General features: G+C 39.2%; 15 protein-coding genes and 2 pseudogenes. 16 read left to right on the top strand and 1 reads right to left on the bottom strand.

Features of this window, described 5'->3' with window-relative positions:
- Window positions 1–171: 171 nt before the first annotated feature.
- The 11 genes and pseudogenes from JCM14932_RS09275 (at window position 172) to JCM14932_RS09220 (ending at window position 15147) form a co-directional block, all read left to right on the top strand.
- Complete coding sequence (locus JCM14932_RS09275) at window positions 172–3180, top strand: hypothetical protein (RefSeq protein ID WP_025024632.1); 3009 nt, start codon at window positions 172–174, stop codon at window positions 3178–3180.
- Between the two features lie 295 nt (window positions 3181–3475).
- Window positions 3476–6283: an L-type lectin family protein gene (locus JCM14932_RS09270; protein ID WP_025024631.1), complete on the top strand. Its 2808-nt coding sequence runs from the start codon at window positions 3476–3478 to the stop codon at window positions 6281–6283.
- Window positions 6284–6675: 392 nt separating this feature from the next.
- Window positions 6676–7881, top strand: a complete 1206-nt coding sequence (locus tag JCM14932_RS09260) for a hypothetical protein (RefSeq protein ID WP_025024630.1) — start codon at window positions 6676–6678, stop codon at window positions 7879–7881.
- A gap of 383 nt (window positions 7882–8264) precedes the next feature.
- The gene (locus JCM14932_RS09255) at window positions 8265–8768 is read left to right on the top strand and encodes an SLAP domain-containing protein (protein WP_025024629.1); all 504 of its coding nucleotides are present in this window, start codon (window positions 8265–8267) and stop codon (window positions 8766–8768) included.
- 288 nt (window positions 8769–9056) lie between these two features.
- Window positions 9057–9851 carry a Fe-S cluster assembly ATPase SufC gene (gene sufC / locus JCM14932_RS09250; RefSeq protein WP_025024628.1) on the top strand — a complete coding sequence of 265 codons (795 nt, stop codon included), beginning with the start codon at window positions 9057–9059 and terminating at the stop codon, window positions 9849–9851.
- Window positions 9852–9863: 12 nt separating this feature from the next.
- Window positions 9864–11147, top strand: coding sequence for a Fe-S cluster assembly protein SufD (sufD, locus tag JCM14932_RS09245; protein ID WP_025024627.1), 1284 nt, complete (start codon window positions 9864–9866; stop codon window positions 11145–11147).
- Window positions 11134–12351: a cysteine desulfurase gene (locus JCM14932_RS09240; RefSeq protein ID WP_025024626.1), complete on the top strand. Its 1218-nt coding sequence runs from the start codon at window positions 11134–11136 to the stop codon at window positions 12349–12351. Before sufD ends, JCM14932_RS09240 begins: the two co-directional genes overlap by 14 nt.
- Window positions 12338–12762 (top strand): annotated as a pseudogene (sufU, locus tag JCM14932_RS15170) (Fe-S cluster assembly sulfur transfer protein SufU). The gene JCM14932_RS09240 and the pseudogene sufU overlap by 14 nt, the downstream one beginning before the upstream one ends.
- Window positions 12763–12780: 18 nt before the next feature.
- Window positions 12781–14223, top strand: coding sequence for a Fe-S cluster assembly protein SufB (gene sufB / locus JCM14932_RS09230; RefSeq protein ID WP_034543074.1), 1443 nt, complete (start codon window positions 12781–12783; stop codon window positions 14221–14223).
- Between the two features lie 371 nt (window positions 14224–14594).
- The gene (locus JCM14932_RS09225) at window positions 14595–14849 is read left to right on the top strand and encodes a type II toxin-antitoxin system RelB/DinJ family antitoxin (RefSeq protein ID WP_025024624.1); all 255 of its coding nucleotides are present in this window, start codon (window positions 14595–14597) and stop codon (window positions 14847–14849) included.
- Window positions 14842–15147 carry a type II toxin-antitoxin system YafQ family toxin gene (locus tag JCM14932_RS09220; protein ID WP_025024623.1) on the top strand — a complete coding sequence of 102 codons (306 nt, stop codon included), beginning with the start codon at window positions 14842–14844 and terminating at the stop codon, window positions 15145–15147. Before JCM14932_RS09225 ends, JCM14932_RS09220 begins: the two co-directional genes overlap by 8 nt.
- Window positions 15148–15210: 63 nt before the next feature.
- On the opposite strand, the gene JCM14932_RS09215 is transcribed toward JCM14932_RS09220, so the two are convergent.
- Window positions 15211–17550 (bottom strand): HAD-IC family P-type ATPase, encoded by a 2340-nt coding sequence (locus tag JCM14932_RS09215; RefSeq protein ID WP_025024622.1) that lies wholly within the window; start codon window positions 17548–17550, stop codon window positions 15211–15213.
- Window positions 17551–17633: 83 nt separating this feature from the next.
- Between JCM14932_RS09215 and JCM14932_RS09210 the strand changes: the two genes are divergently transcribed.
- The 5 genes and pseudogenes from JCM14932_RS09210 to JCM14932_RS17210 all read left to right on the top strand — a co-directional run bounded on the left by JCM14932_RS09210 (window position 17634) and on the right by JCM14932_RS17210 (window position 19889).
- Window positions 17634–18296 carry an HAD hydrolase-like protein gene (locus JCM14932_RS09210; RefSeq protein WP_025024621.1) on the top strand — a complete coding sequence of 221 codons (663 nt, stop codon included), beginning with the start codon at window positions 17634–17636 and terminating at the stop codon, window positions 18294–18296.
- A 6-nt stretch (window positions 18297–18302) separates the two neighbouring features.
- Window positions 18303–18917, top strand: a complete 615-nt coding sequence (locus tag JCM14932_RS09205) for a hypothetical protein (RefSeq protein ID WP_025024620.1) — start codon at window positions 18303–18305, stop codon at window positions 18915–18917.
- Between the two features lie 218 nt (window positions 18918–19135).
- The gene (locus tag JCM14932_RS09200; RefSeq protein WP_025024619.1) at window positions 19136–19501 is read left to right on the top strand and encodes an iron-sulfur cluster biosynthesis family protein; all 366 of its coding nucleotides are present in this window, start codon (window positions 19136–19138) and stop codon (window positions 19499–19501) included.
- Window positions 19501–19647 (top strand): annotated as a pseudogene (locus JCM14932_RS17665) (iron-sulfur cluster biosynthesis family protein); the annotation flags it as partial. The gene JCM14932_RS09200 and the pseudogene JCM14932_RS17665, both read left to right, overlap by 1 nt.
- Complete coding sequence (locus JCM14932_RS17210; protein ID WP_081776145.1) at window positions 19644–19889, top strand: iron-sulfur cluster biosynthesis family protein; 246 nt, start codon at window positions 19644–19646, stop codon at window positions 19887–19889. The pseudogene JCM14932_RS17665 and the gene JCM14932_RS17210, both read left to right, overlap by 4 nt.
- Window positions 19890–19934 lie beyond the last annotated feature (45 nt).

Below are 19934 nucleotides of genomic sequence, written 5' to 3'. Positions count from 1 at the left end.
CACATCTCGTGTAGATGTGTCTTTTTGCGTCCGCAATTATAAAAATTCAACATAAGAAAAAAATAATTACAAAAATAGATGTTTATACAAATCGGATATGTACGATAATATAGTTATGATATATTTGTTTAAACAGAAGCTAATAAACATATTAAACGGGGGCGTATTAATATGAAAAATAATAAAGGGATTGTGTCAGTAATTATTTTTGCGGTTGTATTTTTTATAGTTCTATTGGGACTAAACACAACTAGAGTAGCTGCGTCTGATTGGTATTACACAGATGATCAAGTAATGTCAGTAGCTCCTGAAGGCATCAATATCGGAAGTCTTAGCAGCGTAATTAATCCTGACGGCTTATTCGTAGCAGGTAAGTGTTCAAAAGATGTCGCACCTGTGATTGAGAACGGACGTGTTGTTAAATTAGGAACTGAGGGGAATCCTGACTACACAGAGGCTATTTGGAGTAATAATACTGATAATTATCTGGATATTAATCAGAAGCAGACCATCTCAATGTGGATCTACATGGGTAGTACAACCAGTGCATCACAAGGATTGGTTTTTGTATTACAAAATGGCGGTTCAGATGTTGGTGTAACTGACTCCAAAGGTAATCTTGTTGGTGGTGAGACCATTGGTGTCTGGGGTGATGATAAAAGTGCCAATAGATTGAGCACAAAAGCAGTCGCTAGTACCGCAATTCAGAACAGTTGGGCGTTGGAGTTTGATACTATGCAAAACGGTGAAGATACCGCCGGTGCCGGTGGTCCAGGGAATGCCTTCGATGACTATCAAGTCAATTGGGTTCCTCAAAGACGTGTTGGACCTAAACACATTGCTTGGGGTTATCCAGGGGACCCGGCAACATACTTCCAATATGGATCATTGCTTAGTAAGTATTATTATTTGCAGAACCATCAAGATCCTGAGGAATCTGAAATAAGAGGTAATAAAAACCAAAAATTAGCTTGGCATCATGTTTTGATCAAATATACTCCACCGACAGATGGAACTAATAATGCAACGTTGCAGTATAAAGTAAATGACAAGAACTTGAATGGTATTACTTATACAGATCCAAAAACAACTCCAGTTGGTCAAGAACAGATTTCTAAGAAGATCAACTTGAATTTGGATGAATTTCATATGACTGATACCGATAAATTGAGATTCGGATTTGTAACGTCTTCCGCTAACGAGAATGCATTTAGTGGTGCTAATACCAGAGTTGTCTTCGAAAGCATCCCCGGATTAGTTCAAGCTGATACCAATGCTTATTTGACGGATAAAAATAATTCTTCGAAAGTCATCGAAACAGATACTGATAAGACAAGTAATAGTACACCATCAATGTTTGCCAATGATACTGATCAAGGTTTGGTAAGCAAGGACAAAGTTCACCCTAACGATGACCTGACGTTCAAATACTTGGTCAATTACAAGTCCGGTAGAGTGAATATTGATAATGCCAACGTCACTATTTCACTACCTGACAACGTTAAGTTCACAACTGATCCTACTAAGAAGCTTGGCGTAGTGAAATATAGCGACGGTAGTACTCAAGATATATATGGTCAGACTCCGGTTGCTAGTACCGATAGTGACGGTAATCCGGTTAATAGTATTAGTTTCAAGTTAGACAAGGATTTGGATATCGATAGTCCGTTAGCTTCGATCGAATTATATGGGCAAGCGGCTGACATCGCGACGGGTGGTAAGTCACTACACGTTGGTGCATCCCATGCGCAAGTTCAAAGTGACCAGTTCATCGCTGACTTGGTAACTAAAGAGTTCGATATTGTCGCACCAGCAGATACCCTGAAGATCACCAAAACTTCCACAGATCCATCGACATCGTATCTTGGTCAAACAGCAACTTTAACAGCTGATATGGAATTCGGTAGTAAACAACCGATCAACAACGATGATATGAATATTCACTATGCCATTGATGGCACTGATCAACCAGTTTTGAAAGATACTTTGAGTAATAATGGTAGTTTTTCCATCGATCTTAAAGGATTGAAATCTGGTAAACATACAATCGATGTCTACGTAGTCGATCCAAATTATGTATCCAGTGATGGAGTATCTGACACAATAACTTCAAACAGGTTGACATACACAGTCAATGTAGATGAGAAGAAGCTACAGATTGCTTCAGATAGTGATTCAACCGTCACAGCTGTTGGTAATGACGATGTAGGAATTGATGGGACCCACTCGTACAATGATAATTCGAGCTTTAAGAATGAGACATTAACCTTGCATACAGTCATTAATGGAACTGAGAAGACACAACAATTATCGGGAACAGATGATATTACGTCTGGTAAATTTACTTCTAATATAAAGACAAGTGACTTAAATATTGGTGATAATCCAGTCAAAATATATATGACGGATAGTAACAAGTTGAAGTCTAACGAACTAGACTTCAATGTCAAAGTTCCTAATACAACTTTGAAACTAACACCTGACTTAACAGATATCACAGCCTTATATACTGAGTCGGCAACGTTAGGCGGAACGATAAGTTATAGTGATGATGCCATCTTCAAGAATTCAGATATCACATTGAATATTTCGGTTGATGGCGGTGCTTCATATACCTATGCATTAACCGGTGATGACAGTGCCACGATAAATAAGTTCAACTATAAGAAGTCCGGTGCCGATTTGGGTGTTGGTGACCATACGATTAAGGTCACTGCGACAGATGGCTATGGCAGAAGTTCTGATCCAGTTACTTATAATGTCAAGATCATCAACAAGTCTTTGAAACTCGACAGTGACAAAGGTTACTCGTTCAAGTCGATCAACACTAGTCCAGAAACTCGAGTATTGCCACGTTCTGGTGCTTGGGATTTGAAAGTTGAGAGCATCAACTCAAAGTGGGCGTTGAGTGCACAATGTACAGAGTTGAAGGATACTGCCAACCAGCGGGACCTAGCAGGTGGCTTGATCTACATGAACAAGAATGGTGCCATTCAATCACTTGAAGATAGTCAAGTGTTGTTAGCATCCGATAAAACGATTAGTCAAACTAAAGAAGTTACAGACATTGCTGGTCAATGGTCGAAGGATAATGGAATCCTCTTAAAGGTTATGCCTAGCCCATTAGCCGGTAATTATACAGGTACTATCTCTTGGTCATTGACTGATAGTGTGCAATAAAAACATCCACATTGCGGATGCTTTTTTTGTGGTTGATTTATAAAAATTCAATATAAGCTAAAATTACTTACGCAAATAAGTGTTTATACAGATTTAATATAAGATATAATATAGTTGGAAGATATTTGTTTAAACAAAAAATAAAAGCATATTAACAAGGGTGGATTAATATGAAAAATTTAAGGAAGGTTATACATATATTAGTTTTATCTGTATCAATGTTTTTGGTTTTGTTTGGATTAAGTACGTCGAAGTTAAGGCTGTTGAATCATATAGAGACTCGGACATCTATGATATGGCCCCAGATTCGTTGAATATCAGTCTTACTACGACGGATCCCAATGCACTATTTATGCCGGGAAAATACACATCGGGTTTTGGTCCGGTTATTTCTAACGGCAAACGTTTGGATTTCCCTTTGGGTGGAAATGCAACAGCGATAACATCCGCTTGGAGTAATGTCGACAATAATTATTTGAACATTAACCAAAGACAAAATATTTCTGTGTGGATCTATATGGGGGACTCAAATTCGGCAGCTGAAGGTGTCACGTTTGTATTGCAGAATGGTGATGATCCTATTTCTAGTTCTACAGCTAATAATGTGGGGAAAATAGGAGGTGGGGAAACTATCGGTACTTGGGGTTGTGGACTAGCCTCCAGCGTCAGATCACCTGAGACTATGGCGGCTAGAGCCATTCAACACAGTTGGGCATTAGAGTTTGACACTATGGTCAATGGTTCGACAACCATTGGTAGTAGTACAAAAGGAGACTCGCTAGATGGTTATCAGGTCAACGATGGTGGTGGTAGAGGTATAAGGACTCAACACGTTGGCTGGGCCTATCCTGGCGATCCGCTGTCCTATACCAAAGATGGTGGAAATAACTGGTACATACTCAATCACAATGATACTTCGGAGCTTGATACTAGAACTAATTCAGAAAAAAGATTGGCATGGCATCACTTGGCCATTACTTATATTCCACCTGAAAAAGGTTCTAATATAGCCTCGTTAACGTATAAGATCAACGACAAAGATATCAAAGGAATCGATTTTAATAGTTGGGACAGAGTGCCTTTTGCGCAAGGTGAAGTTGGAGCTACTATTCCTTTAGCATTGGATAAATTTGAGTTGAAGAGTGACAGATTACGTTTTGGATTTATGACTGTTGGAGCTGCTGCTAGTAGTTTCAAAGGAGCCAACGCCAGTGTATTATTCGAAACACTACCTGGTGTTATTCAGGCCGATACTAATGCTTATATTATCAATAAGACTAATCAAACGAAGATTATTGAAAGTGACCCTCATAAGACAAACAATAATCATCCCGATATGTTCGATGGATCAGATGAGAGTTTGCCAACGGCAACAAGAGCTCATCCAAAGGATGAATTGCAATTCAAATATCTCTTAAATTTTGTTTCTGGTAGATCTAATATCGATAACGCAACAGTCAAGATCTCTCTACCTGATGGAATTGACTTCGAAACAGATCCTACCAAACAAATTGGTGAGATTGATTATGGAGGCGGTAATAAACAGATTATTTATGGTCAAACCCCTTCAACTGGATCAGATAGTAATCATAATGAATTCAAAGAAATAACAGTTAACTTGGATCGAAACTTGGATCTTACGACATGTCAGGCAGTTATTTCTATAAATGGTGTGGCGGCTGATTTGCCGGCAGGTACAGAGACGGTGAAGGTACCCCCATCTCACGCCGGTGTGTCGACTGACCAGTATTATGCCGATTTGGAAACCAAACCATTTACTGTCTACTATCCAGATGACACATTGACTTTGACCAAAACTTCGAAGGACCCACAAGTTCTGTACAATCAAAACGAAACAACTGTAACTGGACATTGGGACTTTGATAAACTTGCGACTGCTACGAATGAAGATACAGAGATACATTACTCGATTGATGGTGCAGATGAGATAGTTACCAAGGATACTATCAGTAAGATGGGTGACTTTGAATTGTATCTATCCAATCTCTCGAAGAAAGAACACAAGATAAAAGTTTATGTAGTAAATCATAATTATCCACTGGAATACGACAAGGATGGTAAGGTAACGGAGGTCGACACATTCGTTTCTAATACTGTGACGTATACAGTCACGGTGGAAGACAAGGCCCTTCGAATTGATTCTAAGAGTGATCAAGAACTTATTGCCACCGGTAATATGGACGTAGGTATCGATGGAACTCATTCGTATAATGATAGTTCAAGCTTTAAGAATGATGATCTGACATTGCATACTGTTGTGAATGGGATTGACACAACAACTCAATTATCTGGTAGTGATGCTATTACTAGTGGGGACTTCAGTGCCAACATCAAAGCGGCTAATCTTAAGGTTGGCGACAATCCCGTCAAGCTCTATATGACAGATAGTCATGACTTGAAGTCAAATGAGCTGGAATTCAACGTCAATGTTCCGGATACTACTTTGACTTTGATTCCTGACTTAACAGATATCACAGCTCTATATACTGAAGTCGCTAGATTAGGTGGAACGATAAATTATAGCGACAACGCCGCCTTTAAGAATTCGGATATTACTTTGAACATTACGATTGATAATGATGAACCATATATGTATGAATTGACGGGGGATGATAGCGCCACGACAAATAAATTTGTATATGAGAAGTCCGGTGGGGAATTAGGTGTTGGTGACCATACAGTTGTTATCACGGCAACAGATGGATATGGTAGATCATCTACACCTGTGACTTACAATGTGACGATCATCAACAAGTCACTGAAGTTGAAGAGTGATAAAGGTTATTCGTTCAAGTCGATCAATGCCAGTCCAGAGACTAGAATCCTGCCGCGTTCCGGTGATTGGACCCTTGAAGTTGAGAGTATCAATACCAAGTGGTTACTGAGTGCGCAATGTACAGAATTGACTGATACGACTAATGACCGTAACTTAGCGGGTGGCTTGATCTACACGAACAAGGACGGTGCTATTCAGTCACTTGAAGATAGTCAAGTATTGTTGCGTCAGACGATACTGTCGGCCAGGAAAAAGAAGTTACTGATATTGTTGGTCAATGGTCGAAGGATAACGGAATCTTACTGAAGGTTATGCCTAGTCCATTGGCAGGTAGTTATACTGGTACTATTTCTTGGCATCTGACGGATAGTGTGCAATAAAAAAGAGAGCGTGCGTTTGCACGTTCTCTTAGCCATTTATTAAGGTGTGTATTCTGTGATATCGTCGGCTTTGACGAATAACATGGAGCAAAAGCTTTATATTAAGATTATTATGGCACATATGAACATAATTATGGATATAAATGGCAAAACGGAATATAAATATATAATTTTTAAAAATTTAGTTAAAAAGTTTCGAAATAACTTGATTTTTGAATGAAAAATGCAACATTTTTGTCAGGAAATTGATAAAATGTAGATGTAGTTATTTTTTAAAATGAAATTATCAAATATGAAATTAAACAGGGGGAATTATTTATGGGTAAAATCAAAACACTAGCTTTGACCGGTATCATGTTATCAAGTACCGTACTCGGCGCTAGCCCTTTAATAGTTCAAGCAAAAGAAACAGCGGCTCCATCAATCACAGCAACTAATGCTTTATCACAGGCAACAACTTCTACAGCGACAGCAGCAAAGGGAACTGCTACAACGTTTAAGGACTTGGAAAACAATGCAACTATGTCAGTTGCTCCAATCTTCGGTAAGAGTGGATCAGACTTCAATACTGACTTAGCCAATGAATTGAATATTACAACTTCTTCAACAGATACGACGCAGATTCCAATGACTGTCGTTGATAGCAATAAGTTCGGCTTCGCAACTAAGGTTACATTTACTAGTGGCGATACAACTAAGACAGTTAATGTGCAATATAACTATGCTAAGCCAACAGTTGCCTTTGGTAAGGATAATGCATCTCAAGTTATGAACTTTACGACTAAGACAGCGCCTGAACAAGTTAACTTTGCTAAAGATGTTGTTAACAAAGACGTAACAGCCGCAACAACTAATGGTACAGATGCTAAAGGGGTTAAGAATTCCGCAACCTTATTAACTGATATGTCTACAAGTGATATTCAAGATCCTGGTTCATACACTGTTACTTATACAGCCAAGGACAATTACACAACTGGTGATGCTGTTAATAGAACAGTTAATGTTTTCGCTGAGCCAGACTGGACACAATTAAAGGGTAGACAAATAACATCAGGCGATACTGTTGGTGCAAAGGGGCAATTTGTAATTAAGAATAGTCAAGGTCAAAAGTTCTTGGTTACTACAACAGCTGTAGATGGAACAACAGAAAATGATTATGGAAAAGCTGCTGATTTCGCATTAGCAAAAGCGGGGATTTATTCTGTTAAATATTCTGCTCAAGCAATTGATGATAAAGGTAATAAATTAACAGATTCATCAACTGGCAAGGCAATGACATTTAATGATGATAATCCAGCAACTGTTCAAGTTGTTGATGCAACTTCATCTGATACAGAGAAGTTACCATATACCATCAATTTTACATATGATAAAAATATTGTTGATACACAAACAGGTACAACTGATAATAATCTAGTTACACCTGAAGAGCCAGCTGGTTCAAGCACTGCTTCAGACACAACGGATAAAACTAATGCAACCACTAGGCTGATACAGCAACGCCTAATACAACAGTTGATGTAAAAGCACCTACTGGATTTACTTTAGCTAAGAGTACAGATACACCACATGAGTTTACTGATGCTAATCGTTCAATTGAAGTCCCTGTTGTTCCAGCTTCACTAAAATACACAGTAACTTATATAGATGAAGCAACTGGTAAGACTGTAAAGACTGACAAAGATCAAACTGGCACTTATGGTTCATATATTTCACTAACAGCTCCAGAGGGTTACGAATTATCAAACGTTGTTGATAGAGGGTTTACTCTCAAAAAAGATGGTTATGAACGTACTGTTTATGTAACTAAGAGAAATGTCTCATACGTAATTACATTCGTAGATCAAGAAACAGGCAGAACAATCGGTATCACAACGGGTGAAGGTGCTGACGGAGATGATGTTACATTGACAGCTCCAGATGGCTACAGCTTCTTGAATGCTGACGATATGCAAATGACTATCAACAAGGATAATCCTAACAAGTCGATCGAAGTTGCTCCTAATACTTCTGACTTCATGGGTACGATCACAACATATCCAAACAAAGGATATACTGACTTGTATTCAAACAAGGGTACATTGCTTGATGATGTCGTTGTTTCATCTAACTCAAGTTGGATCACTGACAAGAAGGTCTACATCAATGGTGTCAAATACTATCGTGTAGCCACAAATCAATACATCAAAGCATCCGATGCTTATTTATACACACCAATCTCTAAGATTGCACAGATAAATGGTAAGACTAATGCCAAAGTTTATGATTCAAAGGGAACATTGATCAATGATCGTGCACTTGCCACGAACAGTGCTTGGAAGGCTGACAAAGCTGCCCGTATCAATGGTGAAAAGATGTATCGTGTTGCCACAAACGAATGGGTCAAAGACTCAGACGTTTCATTACTATAGTTCTTATATACAATAGGAATTAAAATCTTATATAAATATTCCAAAAGCTAGGGTTTAACCTAGCTTTTTTTTGTGCTTATCGTGATACACTTAACTTGTCGATTGTAATACCAAAAGTGCAGAAATAGCCTTAAAATAGGTTAAAATTCACCCTTGACTTTTCCTTATACATAAGGAGGTTAAGCGCATACACAAATATTACAATAGAAAGTGAAATTTATATCTAAAAGGCATTAAAATTATGCCAATAAAATACTATAATAAAGACATCACAATGGAGGTTAGATTATGTCCACATTAGAAGTCAAAGATCTACATGTTTCAGTTACAGATGAAGAAAATGGTAAAGGCCAAGAAATTCTCAAGGGTGTTAACTTGAAGATGAGCACTGGTGAGATCCACGCAATCATGGGTCCTAACGGAACTGGTAAGTCAACTTTGTCAGCTGCCATCATGGGTAACTCTGCCTACCAAGTAACACAAGGGGACGTGCTATTAGACGGCAAAAGTATTCTGGATATGCCAGTTGACGAGCGTGCTCGTGCCGGTTTGTTCCTAGCAATGCAATACCCAGCCGAGATTCCTGGTGTTACAAATATTGAATTCATGCGTGCAGCTATTAATGCTCGTCGTGATAAGGACGACCAGATTCCTGTTAGAAAGTTCATCAAGTTGTTGGATGAAAAACAAGATATCTTGGATATGACAGATGAAATGTCCGGCAGATACTTGAACGAAGGATTCTCTGGTGGTGAAAAGAAGCGTAATGAAATTTTGCAATTATTGATGATCCAACCCAAGTTCGCCATTCTCGATGAAATCGACTCCGGACTTGATATCGATGCTCTAAAGGTTGTATCACGTGGTGTTAACTCAATGCGTGGCGACAACTTCGGATCACTTATCATCACTCACTATCAACGTCTCTTGAATTACATCGTACCTGATCAAGTACATATCATGATGGACGGACGTATCGTTAAGAGCGGTGGCCCTGATCTTGCTAAGAAGCTAGAAGATGAAGGTTACGCTGGAATTCGTGACGACTTAAATCTTGATGTCAAACTAACAGACGAAATATAGGAGGGATTGGATATGCGACCAAGTTTACAAGACAAATACATGGACGATGTCGTTCAATTCTCTCACCAAAACAACGAACCAGATTGGTTCACGAAAATTAGAACTGACAATCTCGAAAAGTCATCAGATTTGTCATTACCTAGATACGAAAAAATTAATTATCGCAGTTGGAGATTAGATCGTCCAACTGATTTCGATGCCAAAAGTGTCGCAACAACATACGAACCTGCCACATCGAAGAATTATATTGTTCAAGCCGGCGGTAAGACGCTTGATGTTCATCTACAACCAGAATTGGCTGCCAAGGGCGTCATCCTGACAGATATATTCACAGCTATCAAAGATTATCCTGAACTTATTCAAAAATATTATATGACCAAAGTTGTCAAAGCTGATGAAAATAAATTAACGGCTATCCATGCCGCAATGATGAATGGTGGAATCTTCTTATATGTTCCTAAGAACGTGCAAGTTGAAGATTCTATCCAAGCTACTTTTGTACAAGACAACAATATCAAACGTGACTTCAATCAACACATCTTACTAGTCGCCGAAGATAATTCAGAGGTTACTTATCTAGAAAACTTCATTACTAACGGTGATGCTGAAGAGAACAAGGGTAATATCGTCGCTGAAGTTATTGCTGGTGACAATACACACGTACATTATTCAGCCCTTGATCAATTGAGTGAATCAACGACAAGTTACTTATCAAGACGTGGAATCACTGGCGCTAATGCTAGAATCGACTGGGCTATTGGATTCATGAATGACGGGAATGTCATTGGTGACTTCGGAACCGACTTATTAGGTGACGGTTCTCATACTGAAGCCAAGGTCGTTGCCATCACAACTGGTGAACAAGTCCAAGGTATCGATACGAAGGTTACTAACTACGGTCGTCATACGATCGGTCACATTATGCAACACGGTGTTATCCTTGAATCTTCAACACTGACCTTCAATGGTGTTGGTCATATCGTTAAGGGTGCTCGTGGTTCTGATGCTCAACAAGAGAGTCGTGTCTTGATGTTGTCGAGACATGCGCGTGGGGATGCGAACCCAATTCTTTTGATCGATGAGAACGATGTTACTGCCGGACACGCTGCTAGTGTTGGCCGTGTTAACGAAGAACAAATGTATTACTTAATGAGTCGTGGTATTGATGAATCAACTGCTCAACGTCTAGTTATCAGAGGCTTCTTGAGCAGTGTTATTACTGAGATACCTGAAGAAGAAGTACGTGATCGTTTGACGCAGATGATCGAAAGGAAGTTAATCAATGGACAACAATGATTTCCCCATCCTACATCAAAAAGTAAATGACGAAGACTTAGTCTATCTCGATAATGCGGCAACTAGTCAAAAACCAAAGGCTGTTATCGAAGCAATGGAAAAGTTCTATTACGAAGATAATGCCAATGTTCACCGTGGTGTCCACACACTAGCTGAACGTTCGACCGAGATGTTTGAAGCAGCACGTGAGAAGATCCGTGCCTTCATCAATGCTAAGTCGGCTAAAGAAATTATTTATACTAAGGGAACAACTGATTCATTGAATATGGTCGCTCAAAGTTACGGTGAGAATATTCATGAAGGTGACGAGATCGTTATTTCGATTCTTGAACACCACAGCAACTTGATTCCTTGGCAACAATTAGCTATCAAAAAAAATGCAAAATTAAAATACATCAACTTAACTGACGACGGCGAGCTGGATATGAAGCAAGCCAAAGAACTTATCACTGATAAGACGAAGATCGTTTCAGTTACTCAAGTTTCAAATGTCCTAGGTGTGATCAATCCGGTTAAGAAGTTAGCTGAGTTGGCTCACAAGCACGGTGCTGTGATGGTCGTTGATGGTGCGCAATCAACTCCACATATGCCGGTTGATGTGCAAGACTTGGATTGTGACTTCTTCGCCTTTTCCGGACACAAGATGTTATCCGAAACCGGAATCGGTGTGTTGTACGGTAAGGAAGACTTGCTGAATGCCATGACACCAGTTGAGTACGGTGGTGAAATGATCGAGTTCGTTAAGAAATATGACACGACTTGGAATGAACTACCTTGGAAGTTTGAAGCTGGAACGCCTAACATTGCTGGAGCAATTTCACTCGGCTATGCAATTGATTATTTGAACACTATCGGAATGCAAAAGATTGCCGACTATGAACACCAAATCGTCAGTTACGTTATGCCAAAACTTCTCGCAATCGATGATCTAGAAGTCTATGGACCAAAGGATCCTGATAAGCACACCGCAGTTATTTCATTTAATCTCAAAGGATTACACCCACATGACTTGGCGACAGGTCTTGATATGGAAGGTGTCGCTGTACGTGCTGGACATCACTGTGCCCAACCTTTGATGACTTACTTAGGATTATCCGCGACTGCCCGTGCCAGCTTCTACTTCTACAATTCATTAGAAGATGCCGACAAACTAGTTGATGCAATTATTGCAACAAAGGAGTTCTTTAAAGATGGCACTATCTAGAATGGATAATTTATATAGACAAGTTATTTTGGATCACTCAGATAATCCTCACCATCACGGTGAATTGTCTGATAAGACTAATGATATTGAATTAAAGAATCCCACATGTGGGGATGTTCTAAAACTTGATTTGAAAGTTGAAGACGGCAAGATAGCAGACGCTGCTTCAGTGGTTATGGTTGTACGATCAGTCAGGCATCTGCCAGTATGATGACCGATGCCGTTATCGGTAAGACGACTGATCAAGCTGAAGAAATGGTGCAGACTTTTTCTAGTATGATCATCGGTGACGATGTTGATACTGATATCTTGGAAGACGCTGCTACACTTGAGGGTGTCTCAAAGTTTCCAGCTAGGATCAAATGTGCAACTTTAGCATGGAAGGCTTTGCACAAAGCCTTGAACAAATAATCATAGGAAGTGAAAAATATGCCAGAAACAGAAAATACTAAGAATAACGAAGAGGCCGTGTCATCAGTTAAAGATCTTGGTTTGAGTGATGATTATGATTTTGGCTTCCATGATGATGTCAAACCAGTTTTCTCAACTGGTAGAGGTTTAACTGAGGAAGTCGTTCGTGCTATTTCTAAGGAAAAGAAAGAGCCAAAATGGATGCTTGATTTTCGTCTCAAGAGTTACGAAATCTACAAGAAGATGCCAATGCCTGCCTTCGGACCAGACTTGTCGAAGCTTGATCTGAAGAACATGCGTTACTACCAGAAGGCGACTGATAAGAAATATCGTGATTGGGACGATGTTCCAACTGAATTGAAGGATACCTTCGATCGGTTGGGTGTACCACAAGCTGAGCGTCAATACTTGGCCGGTTCGTCAGCTCAGTATGAATCAGAAGTGGTCTATCACAATATGCGTGATGAATTCGCTAAGTTCGGAATTATCTTCACTGATACTGATACAGCTTTGCGCGAATATCCTGAATTATTCCGCAAGTGGTTCGGCAAATTGGTTCACCCGAATGACAACAAGTTTGCAGCCTTGAACGGTGCTGTCTGGTCAGGTGGATCATTCATCTATGTACCAAAGGGTGTTCACTTGGATATTCCAATTCAGTCATACTTCAGATTGAATTCTGAGAACAGTGGACAATTCGAACGTACCTTGATCATCGTTGACGAAGGCGCAAGTATTCAATACGTTGAGGGATGTACAGCTCCTAACTATCAAAGTGATAGTTTGCATGCGGCTGTTGTTGAAGTATTTTCTCAAAAGGATGCTTATGTCCGTTATACGACGATTCAAAACTGGTCGAATAATGTCTACAGTCTTGAGACAAAACGTGCTCAAGCAATGGAAAATGCGACTGTTGAATGGGTCGATGGTAACTTGGGTTCGAAGATCACAATGAAATATCCAAGTGTTTACTTGGATGGTGAAGGTGCCAAGGGAACGATGCTATCAATCGCTGTTGCCGGAAAAGGTGTCGATCAAGATGCTGGTGCCCGTATGATCCACAATGCTAAGAACACATCATCATCAATTGTTTCCAAGTCGATCTCAAAGGACGGCGGTGCCGTTGATTATCGTGGTACCGTGAGATTTGAGAGAAACTCCGATGGATCAAAGGCCCACGTTGAATGTGACACCATTATCATGGATGAAGAATCCAGTTCTGATACCGTGCCATACAATGAAATTTTGAACGGAAATGTTTCGATGGAACACGAAGCCAAAGTTTCGAAAGTTTCAGAGGAACAATTGTATTACCTAATGTCCCGTGGATTGAGTGAAGCAAAGGCCACAGAAATGATTATTATGGGATTTGTGGAACCATTTACTAAGGAATTGCCAATGGAATACGCCGTTGAATTGAACCGATTGATCGGTTATGAGATGGAAGGTACCGTAGGATAGAGAGTGGAGAAAGACGGGTAAATGCTGAGCATAGCCTAGCTTAAGAATTGATGCGGGTTGTGCATCCTTTCTTAAGCGTAGCTAAGCGGAGGCATTTGCCCTTTCGCAACTCGTTTCAGAAAACGTATAAAATTGAAAAATCCTCTCGGATAAAATAAAGGCCGTGAACTCAAAATGTTCATGGTCTTTTTGTTTTATAGTGTAAATTTTTCGTAATTTAAATTAGACAATGAATAAGGAAAAATTCTGCAAAGGAAAATGGTATTTATCTGAGTGTTGACATTGGGTATCCAATGGTAATTCATCGTTGGTACAATTTCCTTGATTTTACATATCATAGATAATATACTTCGGTTAAAGAGGTGATAACGATGTCTGAAGCTAGAATCAGTTTAAGAATTGATCCAGAGTTGAAAAAGGATGCTCAAGATTTATATAGTGATTTGGGATTGGATTTAACTACTGCTGTCACAATGTTCCTAAAACAATCTGTTAGAGAACAAGCACTCCCGTTTAAGCCAGAACTTGAAGATCCAGAAAGTGTCCAAGCTAGAAAAGATGCATTTAGAAAAGATTTAAAGAGATATAAGTCTGTGGATGAATGGTGGGACGATCTAAATGCTTGATATCGTTCAGACACCGGCTTTTGTTAAAAACTATAAGAAGTTGCAAAAGAAACATTATGACGTATTGAAATTAAAAACAGTTATAACCCATATTGTCAATCGTGATGAAGATATTTTAAAGACTAGATATAGTGATCATGCATTGACTGGTAATTGGCGTGGATATAGAGAGTTACATATTGAAAAAAATTGGTTACTGGTATATATAATAATTGATAAGGAACTGACATTGGTTTTAATACGTACAGGGTCGCATGATGATATTTTTAAACGGAATAATCATTGGCAATTGTTTTAAATTATTATTGACGACAATCAAAAAAGGAGTGACCAACAGGCCACTCCTTTTCCATATTCATATTTATTTCCAATTAATCTTACTAAATACCCGACGGCCTAAAACTTCACGCATAAACATGAACAGTGGCCAAGAAATCAGGAAGATAGCAAGGTACATGAAGCTGTAACGCCAGATCAGAATATTTTGCAATCCGAAGGTTTTGTCAGTGAATATGAACGCCAACAGGAAGAGTATAAACGATATACCGATCATGACTTTTTTCCTCGTTATCAGTGGATTACTGATCGATATCAATGCACAGTAACCGATGATTCCAATCGTGAAGACTGATAAGGTTGAAGTCGTATGATAACTCAAGCCCATGTGATTTCCCAGGAAGTAGACGGTACTTATCATCAGAATATTGACTATCGCTGATGGTAAGGCAATTTCCATAACGTTATGCATGAATCGTCCAGCGGGTGGGGTGTAGTTAGGCTCTAACGCTAGAATGAAGGTTGGAATACCAACAGTTAGGGCGTTAACGGGTGTTAATTGTGATGGCTCGAATGGATAACCGGTTCCTAAGAAGATGAACATAATTGACAAGATAACTGAATAAATCGTCTTGATCAAGTATAGTGAAGCAACACGTTCGACATTGTTGATAACTCGACGTCCTTCGTTGAGCATGAAAATCATCGAGTCAAAATTACGATTCAATAATACGAAGTCGGCCGTTGCTTCAGCAGCATCACTCTCACCAGCAATCGCAATACTACAATCTGATTGACGCATGGCGAGAACATCGTTGACACCATCCCCAGTCATACCGATAGTCAATCCATTGTCCTGCATAGCCTTGATCAGGTCAGCCTTTTGATTGGGACGGACGCGACCGAAGACACGGTATTTCATAACTAATTTTGTGTAGTCGGTTCCTTCCGCAACTTGGCTCATATCAATATAACTATTGTCAGTATCAATTCCAGCTTGCTTAGCGACATTAGCGACTGTCACAGGATTATCACCGGAGATGATCTTCAAGTTGATACCTTGATTTTTCAAATATGAGAAAGTCGTTGGAGCCTGTTTTCTAACTTCATCAGATATTTTTAGTAATCCAATCAGAGTTTGAATACCTTTGGACTCTTTAAGTACTGCGATAACTCTAAATCCTTGCTCTGCTGCCGTATCGACAACTTCGGTTATAGTTGTACCAGCATCCTTGATAATGAACTCAGGGGCACCCATAAGGTATCTAGAGCCATCGGCAGAGACGAATCCGGAATATTTTGTTTCGGATGAAAAGGGAATTACCTCAATAGATTTCTCACCAAAACTTTCAACTTTTAGTTTGGTGATTGCCTGAGCAGTGGCATTGGTTTCTTGAGTCACTTCAACGATCTTAGTAGCGATAGCTTGAACTTGTTTTTCGCTGTAATTGTTATAGGATAAGGTATCTTTAACCGTCAACTTACCAGTCGTGATCGTACCGGTCTTGTCCAGGCAAAGAGTATCAACACGTGCTAATGTTTCGATGGCGCTTAGTGAACGAACCAAGATGTTCTTCTTGGATAGGTTATACGCACCGGTTGCCAAAGCAATTGAAGTAAGGACAACTAATCCTTCTGGAATCATACCGATAACTGAAGCTGACGTTCCCAGAATTGAAGACGCAATATCACCATTCTTAAGATATGAACGGAAAAATAAAAGAAGTCCAATTGGGATAATAGTATATGTTAGAATTTTAATGATGTTATTGATGATCTTCATCAAGACACTAACTTTACGTTTTTCTTTACCAACAGCATTGGATAGTTGTGAAATAAAACTATTCATTCCGACCTGTGTCAGTTGAATCTTAGCCTGCCCGGCGACGACAAAACTACCGGAATAGACGTCATCATCACTAGCCTTAGCAATAGTATCAGCTTCACCAGTGATGCTTGATTCATTAGTCTGTAGTCCATTGGAGTAACGAACGATACCATCAGCCGGGATAGTATTCCCACGCTTCAGTAAGACGATATCGTCTTCGACCAGATCATCGATAGCGACTTCGATTTGTTTGCCATCGCGTATGACAGGGAAGTCCTGTTCATTGACCAGACTGATCTTGTCGACTGTTAACTTAGAACGGATCTCCTGATAACTTCCAATAATAATATTGGCGATGACCGGTCCTAAGAAGAACAAGTTACGATATGAACCAGTCCAGAAGATTAAGACAGCAATCACCAGGTTGACGAAGTTGAACAAGGTAAATAAATTGTCAGCCAATATTTTTGGAATCGGACGCGACAATTTTTTGATTTGAACATTTGTCAGACCAGCGGCCGTTTGTTCATTAACCTGTTGGCTGCTCAATCCGCGATTGATATCTGTGAATATTTCGGGCCTTTTTACTTTTACCATTTACACACCTGCGACAATATTTGATAGATGTTATAATTGTTTCTACGTATTAAATTTAACACTAAATAAAGGATGAAATTAATTTGAACAATTTATTTTTCGATTTAGACGGAACTATTATTAATTCCGAACAAGGAATTATGAAGAGTTTGAAATATATGTACAAAAAAGTTGATGGCTACGTGCCACATGATGATGCTACTTTACGTAAGTATATTGGACCAACACTAGGTGCATCATTTCAAAAGTACGATCACTTAGAGATGAATGATCCTAAGGCACAAGAACTATTCAATACTTTTAAGGAATATTATGCTATCGATGGTTGGCAACAATATCAAGTTTATGATGGTATCGTTGAAATGATGAAGGAATTGAAAGCTGGCAACAAGGAAGTATTCGTTGCGACTTCAAAACCAGAGATCTTCGCCAAGAAGATAATCGATCAAATTGGTTTGAAGCCATACATCAGACACGTTTTCGGAGCCAGCGAAGATGAGAAAACTCGCACTCTCAAAGAAGACGTGATAGCATATGGTATCGAAAAAACGTCAGTCGACTTAAATTCTGACAACTTGGTTATGGTTGGGGATCGTAGCAGTGACATTGTGGGGGCACACAAGAATAATCTCAAGGCCATCGGGGTCACTTACGGCTTTGGTACACAGGATGAACTAAGTAAGGCTCATTCTGAATGGATTGTGAATACACCGCAAGACATTGCAAAACTAGCTATGGAGAAGTAGTCAATCATGAGTAAATCATTATCATACAATCGCCACGGATTCACCTTAGTCTTATTATCAATTTGTTTGATGATAATCGTCTTTTTGGGAATAACTCTGTCGACAGTATTTAATCGAAATTACGTTAAGAAGGTCGTTAGCAGTGACGCTAACGTATCTTTGATACGCAATTATACTAACCAAAAACTCGGACGATTGGTCAATAATTATTCAGAGGTCGGAAGTATCTCGGCAACTGATCTAAGTAAAAGTGATATAAAAAAGATTATCAATGCGTCTGTGGATGATGTATATAATGATGATACCAAACTTACCATTGGGGATGTTATCTTAACCACGATCGGTGATAACCTCAAAAAAGAAGCCAAGGCTAATGGATTGGATATTGATCCGCAGATCGACTCTGCCGTCAATAGTAACAAGGGCATAATGGATCAAATCATTCAAGATGATATCGGACCGATCGAACAAGTCCTATCAGAATTACAGACACTTAAAAAAATCATTAAGTTGACAATGATTATATCAGGTTTGGTCTTTGTTTTACTAGCCTACGGCTATGGTCGAAGGTTAAGTCGAGTACATTGTTCTTCCATCATATTGGAACCATTGGTATCGTAACTTCGATCCTGTTGGCACTCCTACTGGCAGGGACGTATTATCCACTTCAAGATCTCATCGCAAGCAATATAGAGTACAATTTGCGCGATGTTTTGTATAATATTCTCAACGGTATATTCCTAAGTTATATATCTATCGTCTTCATGCTATTCATCTTGAGCATATTAGACTGGGGAAGTACCACGAAATACAAATATAGATAGTAGAGGTGCGTGTACATGAAAATTGAACTTACAAGTGAAGCAAAAGGCAAATTACAATCATACGTTGACGCTGGCAAGAATATCATCTTAGACTTGGATGATGGCTTGGGACGCTTTTCCGGTGAAGGTGACTGTGCTTTGATCACTAAGTTTAGAGTAATTGTCGTAAGCGCCGATGAAGATATGTCTGATTATACGATCACTCTTGATAGCGACATTGGCAAGATTTACTACAAGCAAAGTGCTGAAGACTTCATTGACGAAGGTTTGAAGTTGGAAGTAAATCCTAAGACCCAATTGTTGGTACTGAAGAATTCCAAAGAGATCATCGATAACAGTGTTAACATCATAGACTATGATATTGTGAAGGCAAATAAATAATGGCAAGAATTGAAATGACTAATGAAGTAAAAGCAAAGTTACAACCATATGTTGATGAGGGCAAGGTATTATTGCTTGATCTCGACAATGGCTTAGGACCATATTCTGACGAGGGTAATTGCGCATTGGTAACGAAATTTAGATTCATTGCGATCGACCTGATGCACCTAAGTCAGATTATGAAATTGCTTTGGATAGTGATCTTGGACCAATCTACTTCAAGAAGATCGCTGATGATTATATTCAAAAAGATATGCAACTAGAATTGAATCCTAAGACACGTATGATCGTCTTCAAGAACGCACGTGAGCTTGTTGATGGTGCGGTTAATATCGTTGATTGGGATGCAGTTAAGGCTAACACTGTTACTATGGGTGGCGGCTGTTAATATGATTTGTGGACTGATAATCTTTATGGTTATCGGTCTTTTTTT

Source organism: Companilactobacillus nodensis DSM 19682 = JCM 14932 = NBRC 107160, from assembly GCF_000615905.1.
In the GTDB taxonomy this organism is placed as follows: Bacteria; Bacillota; Bacilli; order Lactobacillales; family Lactobacillaceae; genus Companilactobacillus; species Companilactobacillus nodensis.
This window is presented reverse-complemented; position numbering and strand designations above follow the sequence as displayed.

Excerpts from the sequence above, each read along its gene's own strand:
- JCM14932_RS09275 (WP_025024632.1), top strand. The coding sequence starts at position 172 with ATGAAAAATAATAAAGGGATTGTGTCAGTAATTATTTTTGCGGTTGTA.
- JCM14932_RS09270 (WP_025024631.1), top strand. The coding sequence starts at position 3,476 with ATGGCCCCAGATTCGTTGAATATCAGTCTTACTACGACGGATCCCAAT.
- JCM14932_RS09260 (WP_025024630.1), top strand. The coding sequence starts at position 6,676 with ATGGGTAAAATCAAAACACTAGCTTTGACCGGTATCATGTTATCAAGT.
- sufC (WP_025024628.1), top strand. The coding sequence starts at position 9,057 with ATGTCCACATTAGAAGTCAAAGATCTACATGTTTCAGTTACAGATGAA.
- sufD (WP_025024627.1), top strand. The coding sequence starts at position 9,864 with ATGCGACCAAGTTTACAAGACAAATACATGGACGATGTCGTTCAATTC.
- JCM14932_RS09240 (WP_025024626.1), top strand. The coding sequence starts at position 11,134 with ATGGACAACAATGATTTCCCCATCCTACATCAAAAAGTAAATGACGAA.
- sufB (WP_034543074.1), top strand. The coding sequence starts at position 12,781 with ATGCCAGAAACAGAAAATACTAAGAATAACGAAGAGGCCGTGTCATCA.
- JCM14932_RS09225 (WP_025024624.1), top strand. The coding sequence starts at position 14,595 with ATGTCTGAAGCTAGAATCAGTTTAAGAATTGATCCAGAGTTGAAAAAG.
- JCM14932_RS09220 (WP_025024623.1), top strand. The coding sequence starts at position 14,842 with ATGCTTGATATCGTTCAGACACCGGCTTTTGTTAAAAACTATAAGAAG.
- JCM14932_RS09215 (WP_025024622.1), bottom strand. The coding sequence starts at position 17,550 with ATGGTAAAAGTAAAAAGGCCCGAAATATTCACAGATATCAATCGCGGA.
- JCM14932_RS09205 (WP_025024620.1), top strand. The coding sequence starts at position 18,303 with ATGAGTAAATCATTATCATACAATCGCCACGGATTCACCTTAGTCTTA.
- JCM14932_RS09200 (WP_025024619.1), top strand. The coding sequence starts at position 19,136 with ATGAAAATTGAACTTACAAGTGAAGCAAAAGGCAAATTACAATCATAC.